The sequence below is a fragment of the Pseudomonas sp. Sample_20 genome (genome assembly GCF_004307585.1).
Lineage (GTDB): Bacteria > Pseudomonadota > Gammaproteobacteria > Pseudomonadales > Pseudomonadaceae > Aquipseudomonas > Aquipseudomonas atacamensis.
Genome location: NZ_RCOA01000123.1, coordinates 106,877 through 115,035 on the forward strand (window position 1 = coordinate 106,877; position 8,159 = coordinate 115,035).

At 62.6% G+C, this 8,159-nt stretch carries 8 protein-coding genes; all 8 read left to right on the top strand.

The genetic code is table 11. The features are described from left to right. Window positions 1–7 precede the first annotated feature (7 nt). Window positions 8–1,807, top strand: a complete 1,800-nt coding sequence (locus tag D8U70_RS24585; RefSeq protein WP_130929958.1) for a MotA/TolQ/ExbB proton channel family protein — start codon at window positions 8–10, stop codon at window positions 1,805–1,807. An 11-nt stretch (window positions 1,808–1,818) separates the two neighbouring features. Then, entirely contained in the window at window positions 1,819–2,244 is a 426-nt protein-coding gene (locus tag D8U70_RS24590) for a biopolymer transporter ExbD (RefSeq protein ID WP_003201710.1), read from the top strand. A gap of 3 nt (window positions 2,245–2,247) precedes the next feature. After that, window positions 2,248–2,952: an energy transducer TonB gene (locus D8U70_RS24595; protein ID WP_130929959.1), complete on the top strand. Its 705-nt coding sequence runs from the start codon at window positions 2,248–2,250 to the stop codon at window positions 2,950–2,952. Between the two features lie 39 nt (window positions 2,953–2,991). Beyond that, window positions 2,992–4,689, top strand: coding sequence for a putative porin (locus D8U70_RS24600; RefSeq protein ID WP_024012852.1), 1,698 nt, complete (start codon window positions 2,992–2,994; stop codon window positions 4,687–4,689). A 17-nt stretch (window positions 4,690–4,706) separates the two neighbouring features. Further along, a complete protein-coding gene (locus tag D8U70_RS24605; RefSeq protein ID WP_130929960.1) occupies window positions 4,707–5,336 on the top strand; it encodes a DNA repair protein in 630 nt (209 codons plus the stop codon). A gap of 17 nt (window positions 5,337–5,353) precedes the next feature. Continuing rightward, on the top strand, window positions 5,354–5,824 hold the full coding sequence (locus D8U70_RS24610) for a YbjN domain-containing protein (protein ID WP_130929961.1): 471 nt from the start codon (window positions 5,354–5,356) through the stop codon (window positions 5,822–5,824). After that, a complete protein-coding gene (locus tag D8U70_RS24615; protein ID WP_130929962.1) occupies window positions 5,821–6,768 on the top strand; it encodes a peptidylprolyl isomerase in 948 nt (315 codons plus the stop codon). Before D8U70_RS24610 ends, D8U70_RS24615 begins: the two co-directional genes overlap by 4 nt. Before the next feature lie 166 nt (window positions 6,769–6,934). After that, complete coding sequence (locus D8U70_RS24625) at window positions 6,935–7,912, top strand: LysR family transcriptional regulator (RefSeq protein WP_130929963.1); 978 nt, start codon at window positions 6,935–6,937, stop codon at window positions 7,910–7,912. The last annotated feature ends 247 nt before the right edge of the window (window positions 7,913–8,159 follow it).

Genomic DNA, 8,159 nt, shown 5'->3' on the forward strand with positions numbered 1-8,159 from the left:
CACGTCCATGCAACGCCTCTTCCTTTCGTTGTTGATCTGCCTGGGCTTCGTGCTCCCGGCCACGGCTCAGGCCTGGTGGCAGGACGACTGGCATTACCGCAAACAGATTGCCGTCGACACCACGCCACAAGGCGCGGCGATCAATCAGGCCCTCGGCCGCACCGCACTGCTGGTGCGCCTGCACACCGGCAACTTCACCTTCGACGGCGTGAAAGAGGATGGCTCCGATCTGCGTTTCGTCGCGGCGGATGACAAAACCGTGCTCAACCACCAGATCGAAAGTTTCGATGCGCTGATGGGGATGGCGCTGATCTGGGTCGATGTGCCGAATGTCGAGGGTGGTCAGCGTCAGGACATCTGGATGTACTACGGCAACCAGAAAGCCCCGGCCACTGGCAACGGCCAACTCACTTTCGATCCGAATTACACCGCGCTGTATCACTTCGACGGCGCCACCGGCACCCCGGCGAAAGACACCACGGCGTACGGCAACACCGCGCAAAGCGCGACCGGCACAGCGATCGATGGCGTCGTCGGGCGCGCCTTGCAGTTCAGCGGCCAGCCGTTGTTGCTGCCGGCCAGTCCGTCGCTGCAACACAACGCCGGCAGCGCGTTCACCTTCAGTGCCTGGCTGCGTCTGGATCAGGCCAGCGGCGAACAAGTGATACTGGCGCGTCGCGAAGGCACGCAAAGTCTGCTGATCGGCGTCAGCCAAGGCCTGCCGTTCGTGGAAATCGACGGCCAGCGCGCTGCCGCCACGCAAGCACTGGCTCCTTCGCAATGGCAACACGTTGCGCTGACCGCCGAGGGCTCGAAAGTCACCCTGTATATCAACGGTCGCGAAAGTGCTGCGTTGGCCCAGGCGATGCCGGCGTTCAACTCGGTCATGGCCATCGGCGCCGATCTGCAGGAAGGCGCGTTCCAGCCATTCGCTGGCGCTATTGATGAGCTGCGCCTGTCGAAAGTCGCCCGTCCGGCCGCGTTGTTGCTGGCCGATGCCACCTCGCAAGGCGCCGAGTCGAAACTGGTGGCTTACGGCGTCGATGAAGAACAATCCGGCTTTGGCTTCGGCAGCCTCGGCTTCCTGCTCAACGCGGTGCCAGTCGACGCCTGGGTGATCATCGCCGTGCTGGTGCTGATGATGTTCCAGTCGTGGATCATCATGCTGCGCAAGAACCGCAGCCTCAGCCGCGTCACCGCTGCCAACGAAGACTTCCGCGTGCAATTCGCCAAGGTCGGCACGCGTCTGGAAATGTTCGCCGACGATGCGCAACTGGCTCAGCGTCTGCAGCATTCGTCGCTGTGGCGCCTGTATCTGGTGGCGGTCAAAGAGATCCGTACCCGTCGCGAGCAGGGCGCCGATACCTCCTCGGTTTCAGCGGCAACCATCGAAGCCATCCGCTGCTCCATGGACGGTGTGCGTACCCGCGAAAACCAGCAGCTGAGTTCGAAACTCTCGACCCTGTCCAACGCCATCGCCGGCGGCCCGTACATCGGCCTGCTCGGTACGGTGCTGGGGATCATGGTGGTGTTCCTCGGCACGGCAATGGCCGGCGACGTCAACATCAACGCCATCGCTCCCGGTATGGCCGCCGCGCTGTTGGCCACGGCCATGGGGCTGTTCGTCGCGATCCCCGCGCTGTTTGGCTACAACCGCCTGATCACCCGCAACAAGGAAGTCAGCGCCGACATGCGCGTGTTCGTCGACGAGTTCATCACTCGTCTGGCGGAGATGCATGGCGAGAGCCAGTTCAGTGAGGCGTCGCACCAGCGCGGCCATCACGCCAACCACTCCGTACCGGCCTGAGGAGCATTGACATGGCGTCCGTAAATGCCTCCCACGACGATGATGACGATGCCGCCGTCGACAGCATCAACATCACCCCACTGGTCGATGTGCTGATGGTGGTGCTGGTGATGTTCATCCTCACCGCCACGGCGCAGGTCTCCGGGATCCAGATCAACCTGCCCAAGGCCAGCGCGTCGGTGTCGCTGTCGGAAGCCAAGACCAAGGCGATCTCGGTCAACGACGGCGGCCAGGTGTTCCTCGATGCCTATCCGGTCACTTTGGCCGAGTTGGAAGAGCGCCTGCGCATCGAGAAAGCGCAGAGCCCGGATTTCCCGGTGATCGTGCGCGGCGATGCGACGGTGCAGTACCAGAAAGTCATCGAAGTGCTCGACCTGCTGCGTCGGCTCGAACTGTCCCAGGTCGGTCTCGTTACCGGCAAACCGAGTCAGGGCTGAGTCATGACCGCACAACTCCCGATCGAACCGCCGCCCGTGAAAAAGTCGCCGTTGCGCTATGTGAAGTGGGGCGCCGGACTGCTGGTCGCCGCGCTCGCCGCGTGGTTCCTCTGGCAGTGGGCCAACGACATGGCTGGCGTGCGCCGCGAAGCGCCGAAAGTGCCGACGATCATTCCATTGCCGCCACCGCCACCACCGCCGCCGGAGAAACCGCCAGAGCCGGAAACGCCGGTGGAAGAAAAAGTCGTCGAGCCCGAGCCAACGCCGGAGCCGGAGGAGGTCAAGCCTGAAGAAGAGGCGCCGCCATCGCCGGCGGACGATCTGGCCAACCCGATGCAAATGGACGGCGACGCGCAGTCCGGCAGCGACGCTTTCAACATCGGCGCGGGCAAGGGCGGCGGCATGGCCGGTGCTGGCGGCGGGCGTTTGGGCACGGGCACGTACAGCCAGTTTCTCGCGTTCACCTTCCAGCGTTTGCTGCGCGAGAACCCCGACCTGCGCAACCTCGCGTTCTCGCTACAGGCCGACGTCTGGCTGAGCAGCGTCGGCGAGATCACCCGTGTCGAGCTGATCAAGTCCAGCGGCAACCCGCAAATCGATACCCAGGTGCTGGCCGCTTTACGCGGTGCGCCAGCCCTCAGCGAACGGCCTCCGGCCTCCATCACTTTGCCCGTGCGCCTGTCCCTGCAAGGGCGGCGTCCGGGTTAATTCACTTATTCAAGCTTCGGCAAAAGGAGTTGTGTGCAAATGATTTCCAACGTGAATCGATTGTCCCTGGCGGTCGGCATGGTCATTGCGACCCTGGTCGGTCAGGCCGTGGCAGCGCCTGCGCCGTCGGAGAACGCCACGATCAATCTGATCCGCTTGCTGGTCGAGCAGGGCATTCTCAAGCAGGACAAGGCCGACGCGCTGATCGCCCAGGCGCAGAACGAAGCGGCGCAGGCCAAACAGGCCGCAGCGTCCACCGCAGTCGCGGCCGGACCGGTCGCCGCGCCGGGCGATGTGCGCGTGCAGTACGTGCCGGCAGCGGTGCGTGACCAGATCCGCGATCAGGTCAAAGCCGAGGTCATGGCCACCGCCAAACAGGAAAACTGGGCCGCGCCGAATACCTTTCCGGACTGGGCCTCGCGCATCAGCTTCGACGGTGACATTCGCCTGCGAGACGAGTCGCGGTACTACTCGGGCAACAACAGCAACGAAATCGTCGACTTCGCCAAGCTCAACAACAACGGCCCGTACGACGTAAATCCCAACAGCAGCACCAGTCTGCCGCCGTTGCTCAACACCCGCGAAGACCGCGAAAACCTCTTTCGCCTGCGCGCACGCCTGGGCATGAAAGCGGTGATCTCCGAGGAATGGACCGCCGGCATTCGCATCGGCACCGGTTCGGACAACAACCCGGTATCGACCACGCAGAACCTCGGCGGCGGCTTTGCCAAGAAGGACATCTGGCTCGATCAGGGCTACCTGACCTGGAAGCCAATGGACGAATTGACCCTGACCGGCGGGCGCTTCGCCAACCCGTTCATGTCCACCGACATGCTCTATTCCAACGACCTGAATTTCGATGGTGTGGCGGCGATTTTCGATCACAAGCTCAACCGCGATTGGGGCGTGTTCGGCACCGTCGGCGCGTTCCCGGTGGACTACACCAACGACACCTCCAGCAGCAACGGTTTCGACAAGGAAGAGAGCGACAACAAATGGCTGTACGGCGCGCAGCTCGGCGCGAAATGGGCGATCAACAGCAACAACCGCCTCAAAGGTGCGCTGGCCTATTACCGCTTCGACGACATACAAGGCCAGCGCTCCAGCCCCTGCGAACCGTGGGCCGGCGCGCCGGGCTGCGACAGCGATGGCACCCGCGCAGCGTTCATGCAGAAGGGCAACAGCGTGTTCCTACTGCGTGACATCACGCCGAACCCGCTCAACCCGAGCGCTACGCCGCAGCCGCAATTCGTCGGGCTTGCGTCCGAGTTCAACCTGCTCGATCTCAACGTGGTCTGGGATGCCGACCTGCCGCAGGACTTCAAACTGCGCAGCCAGGGCAACTACATCCACAACCTCAGCTACGACGAAGGCGACATGCGCAAGCGTTCCGCCGGGCAGATCGTCAACAACCTCGACAGCAACGGCGAGATCGAAAGCGGCGCCAATGCATGGATGGTGCAGTTCACCCTCGGCAACGCGCTGGACCTCAAGCGCAAGGGCGACTGGAACCTGTTCGCCGGCTACAAGTACATCCAGCCGGACGCCTTGCCGGACGGCTTCAACGACTCGTCGTTCCACCTCGGCGGCACCAACGCCAAGGGCTATTTCATGGGCGGCAACTACGGCCTGGCGAAGAACGTTTCCGCCACGGGCCGCTGGATGAGCACCGAAGCGGTGTACGGCGCGCCGTTCGACATCGACGTCTTGCAGCTTGAGATCAACACGCGCTTCTAAGGCGCCGGGAGAGCTTTATGAACACGCGTTTTCTCGCGCTGGGCCTGGGTTTGTTGATTGCCACCGGGGCGAACGGCGAAGGCATGGAAGAACGCTTGCGCACGCAATTGCGCAGCACCACCCAGCAATTGCAGGCCCTGCAAAGCCAGCAGGCCCAGGCCAGCGCCGCGCAACTGGCGGCACAGAACGAAGCCAAGGCTGCCCAAGCGCAGATCAAGCAGCTGACCGCCGAACTGGCCAAAGCCAAAGGCCTCGCCGAGCAACTGGCCGGGCAGCAGCAGGCCCTGCACAGCCAGGCGCAGGCGCAAGTCGCGGCCAGTGCCGAGCAGACTGGCAAGTTCAAGAAAGCCTACGACGAGTTGCTCGTCCTCGCCCGTGGCAAAGAAGCCGAACGCGCGAAGCTGCAAGCGCAGCTGGCGGAACGTGACACACAAGTGCAGCAATGTTCAGCCAAGAATCAGCAAATGTACGGCGTCGCCAAACAGATCCTCACGGCCTACGAAAACATCGACGTCGCCGAAGTGATGAAGATCCGCCAGCCATTCGCCGGCAGTGCCCGGGTCAAGTTCGATGAACTGGCCCAAGGCTTTGGCGACGAGCTGTACAAAACCCAATTCGACGCGCCGCAAGCCGCGATCGCTCACTGATAACAAGGAAGAAAGCCATGACTCAATTGATCACCCACGTTTCCCCGCAATCGCTGACCGACGTCCTGCAAGCCGCCGGTTACCGCGTCAACCAGAGTGAACAGAACGGCATCGTCCAGTTGCTCAGCGCCAGTCAGGGCATCGGCTACGCCGTGCGGTTCGGCAACGCGGCGCTGGAGCAGGGCAACTTTGTTGATTTCACCTTCAGCTGTGCGCTGCGCGTGCAGGGTGAGTTGCCTGAGGGAGTCGCAGAGCAGTGGAATGCTACTCGACGTTTTGCACGGTTGTCGTTGCAGGGTGAGTTTCTGGTCATGGAGATGGACGTGGTCGTGGCTGCTGGCGTGAGCAACGAGCACCTGCGCGGCAATCTGGAATTGTGGGATCGCCTGTTGCAGGAATTCATCGTTTACCTGCGCGACTTCAGCCAGGCCACTGGTGTGCAAACCGCCAAATCAGCTATCGCCGAACAAGAGGAAGTCGCGCTGTGAAAAAGCCTGCCATGGTGATCGGCGCCGGAGCGCTGGCGTTGTTGGTGGTGGCCGTGGCATTGGTGCTGCGGCCGGGCAGTGATCCGGTCGCCGCTCAGCAGCCGTCGCCGGTGATGCCGGTTGCAGCCGGGCCAGCGGTCGCGCGGTTGGGCAATCAGCAGGTTTCGCCAGAGGAATTGCAGGCGCTGCTGGCCACCGTCCCGGCGCAAACCCGCGAACAGCTGCGCGGCAACCGTGAGGCGCTGGAACGCTGGATTCGTACGCGACTGGCGGAAAAAGCCGTTCTGGAACAGGCCGATGCGCAGGGGTGGGCGCAGCGTCCGGACGTCGCCCGGCAGACTCGCGCAGCGACTGAGCAGATCGTGTTCCGTGATTATTTGCGCTCGGTGAGTCAGGTGCCGGCGGAGTATCCGAGCGCGGCCGAGTTGCAGCAGGCGTACGACGCGGGGAAGGCCAATTGGCAGACGCCGGCGCTGTACCGGGTCAGTCAGATTTTCCTTGCTGTCAGTGATTCCGCTTCGTTGGAAACCGTGCGCAAACAAGCCGCTGAATTGAGCAAGAAGGCGCAGTCAGCACCGGCTGATTTTGCGGCGCTCGCTACGCAATATTCGCAGGATCGCGTCACGGCAGAGCGGGGCGGTGATACCGGCCTGCAACCGTTGCAACAACTGGTGCCGGAAGTGCGCAGCGCCGTGGCGCGGCTCAAGGTGGGCGCCGTGTCTGATCCGGTGCAAAGTGCCGCCGGCTTCCACGTGATCAAACTAACCGAACAACAACCGGCCCGCACCGCGACGCTGGAGGAACTGCGCGACCAACTGACCCAGGCCCTGCGCGCACAACGCCAGGAACAGATCGCCCAGGCTTATCTGGACGGCGTGCTCAATACCGCCACCCTCAGCATCGACGGCGCTGAACTGAACAAAGTCCTGGAGGAAAAACACTGACGTTAGCCAGAACGCCATTCACCCCTGTGGGAGCGAGCCTGCTCGCGAATGCGGTGGGTCAGTCAGCGAAGATGTTGAATGTGCCAACGTTTTCGCGAGCAGGCTCGCTCCCACAATGAAATCCGGTGTATCAGAGCAACCACATTAGATCGACAGGGAGTCATCAATGTCATTCACCGAACCCGCAGGACGCCCGTGCCCCGCTGATTACCAAACGCCCCAAACCAGCCCCGAACCCTGGCTCCAGGCCGCGACCATCGACAGCGAAGTCGCCCAATACTTCCTCGTCAGCGCCCGCTGCGGCTGCTTCATGCAAGCCGCGCGCAGCCTGAATGTGCGCTCGACGCTGCTGCGCAAACAACTCGCGCAACTCGAACAACAACTGCAACACAGCCTGTTCAGCTTCCAGGGCAGCGCCCTCAGCCTGACCCGCGAAGGTCAACAGTTGCAGGCCCGACTCAGCACCCTGGCCCACCAACGCAAACTCCCGGTCATCGAACAACCGCTGATCCGCCTCGCCATCGCCGAATCCATCCTCCACGACATCCTCGGCCGCGACCTCATCGCACTGCTGCGGCGCAACGCCAGCCTGCGCCTGGAAATCATCGCCCTCGACAGCGAACTGGCCTTGCGTGCGGTCAGCGCCGACATTGTCCTCTGGCTCGCCTCCGGCGAAGCTCCAAACCTTGGTCCCACCTTCGCCACCAGCGCACCGCAATACCTCGCGCGAATTGAATATCTGCCGCACATTGCCAAGCGCTATTCGCGGGTGACAGCGCGACCGGAAACGCCGGATGATCTGGCTGATTTCATGTTGGTGCACTGGCAGCATGATCGACAGGTTGAGAGCTTTCGGCCGTGGAATGAGTTGGTGGAGGAGAGGTTGGCTGGGGTGGTGCAGATGCAGTCTTATGAATTGATGCTGGAGATGATTCGCTGCAGCGCGTGCATCGGGTTGCTGCCGGCATACATGAGCAGATTCGATCGTGGCCTCATCGCACTGCCCGGATTATTCGCCGAACCGATGCAGCTACACGCGTGGCTGGCGATCAACGCCGATTCACGAAACGCGCCCGAAATCCAAGCCCTCACCGACCTCATCCAGCAAACCTTCAACGAACGCCACGAATGGTTCCAGCCTTGACCCGCCCCCATGTAAGAGTGAGCCTGCTCGCGAAAGCAATCCGCCAGTCGACACTTCAGTGACTGACCACCGCATTCGCGAGCAGGCTCGCTCCCACAGGAATCTTCATTGCTTACGCGTTGATCGTTCCCACGCTCCGCGTGGGAATGCAGCCCGGGACGCTATGCGTCCCCCCAGAGCTGGAACGCGGAACGTCCCTTGAGGCATTCCCACGCAGAGCGTGGGAACGATCATCAACTGCACCCGT

Excerpts from the sequence above, each read along its gene's own strand:
- D8U70_RS24585 (WP_130929958.1), top strand. The coding sequence starts at position 8 with ATGCAACGCCTCTTCCTTTCGTTGTTGATCTGCCTGGGCTTCGTGCTC.
- D8U70_RS24590 (WP_003201710.1), top strand. The coding sequence starts at position 1,819 with ATGGCGTCCGTAAATGCCTCCCACGACGATGATGACGATGCCGCCGTC.
- D8U70_RS24595 (WP_130929959.1), top strand. The coding sequence starts at position 2,248 with ATGACCGCACAACTCCCGATCGAACCGCCGCCCGTGAAAAAGTCGCCG.
- D8U70_RS24600 (WP_024012852.1), top strand. The coding sequence starts at position 2,992 with ATGATTTCCAACGTGAATCGATTGTCCCTGGCGGTCGGCATGGTCATT.
- D8U70_RS24605 (WP_130929960.1), top strand. The coding sequence starts at position 4,707 with ATGAACACGCGTTTTCTCGCGCTGGGCCTGGGTTTGTTGATTGCCACC.
- D8U70_RS24610 (WP_130929961.1), top strand. The coding sequence starts at position 5,354 with ATGACTCAATTGATCACCCACGTTTCCCCGCAATCGCTGACCGACGTC.
- D8U70_RS24625 (WP_130929963.1), top strand. The coding sequence starts at position 6,935 with ATGTCATTCACCGAACCCGCAGGACGCCCGTGCCCCGCTGATTACCAA.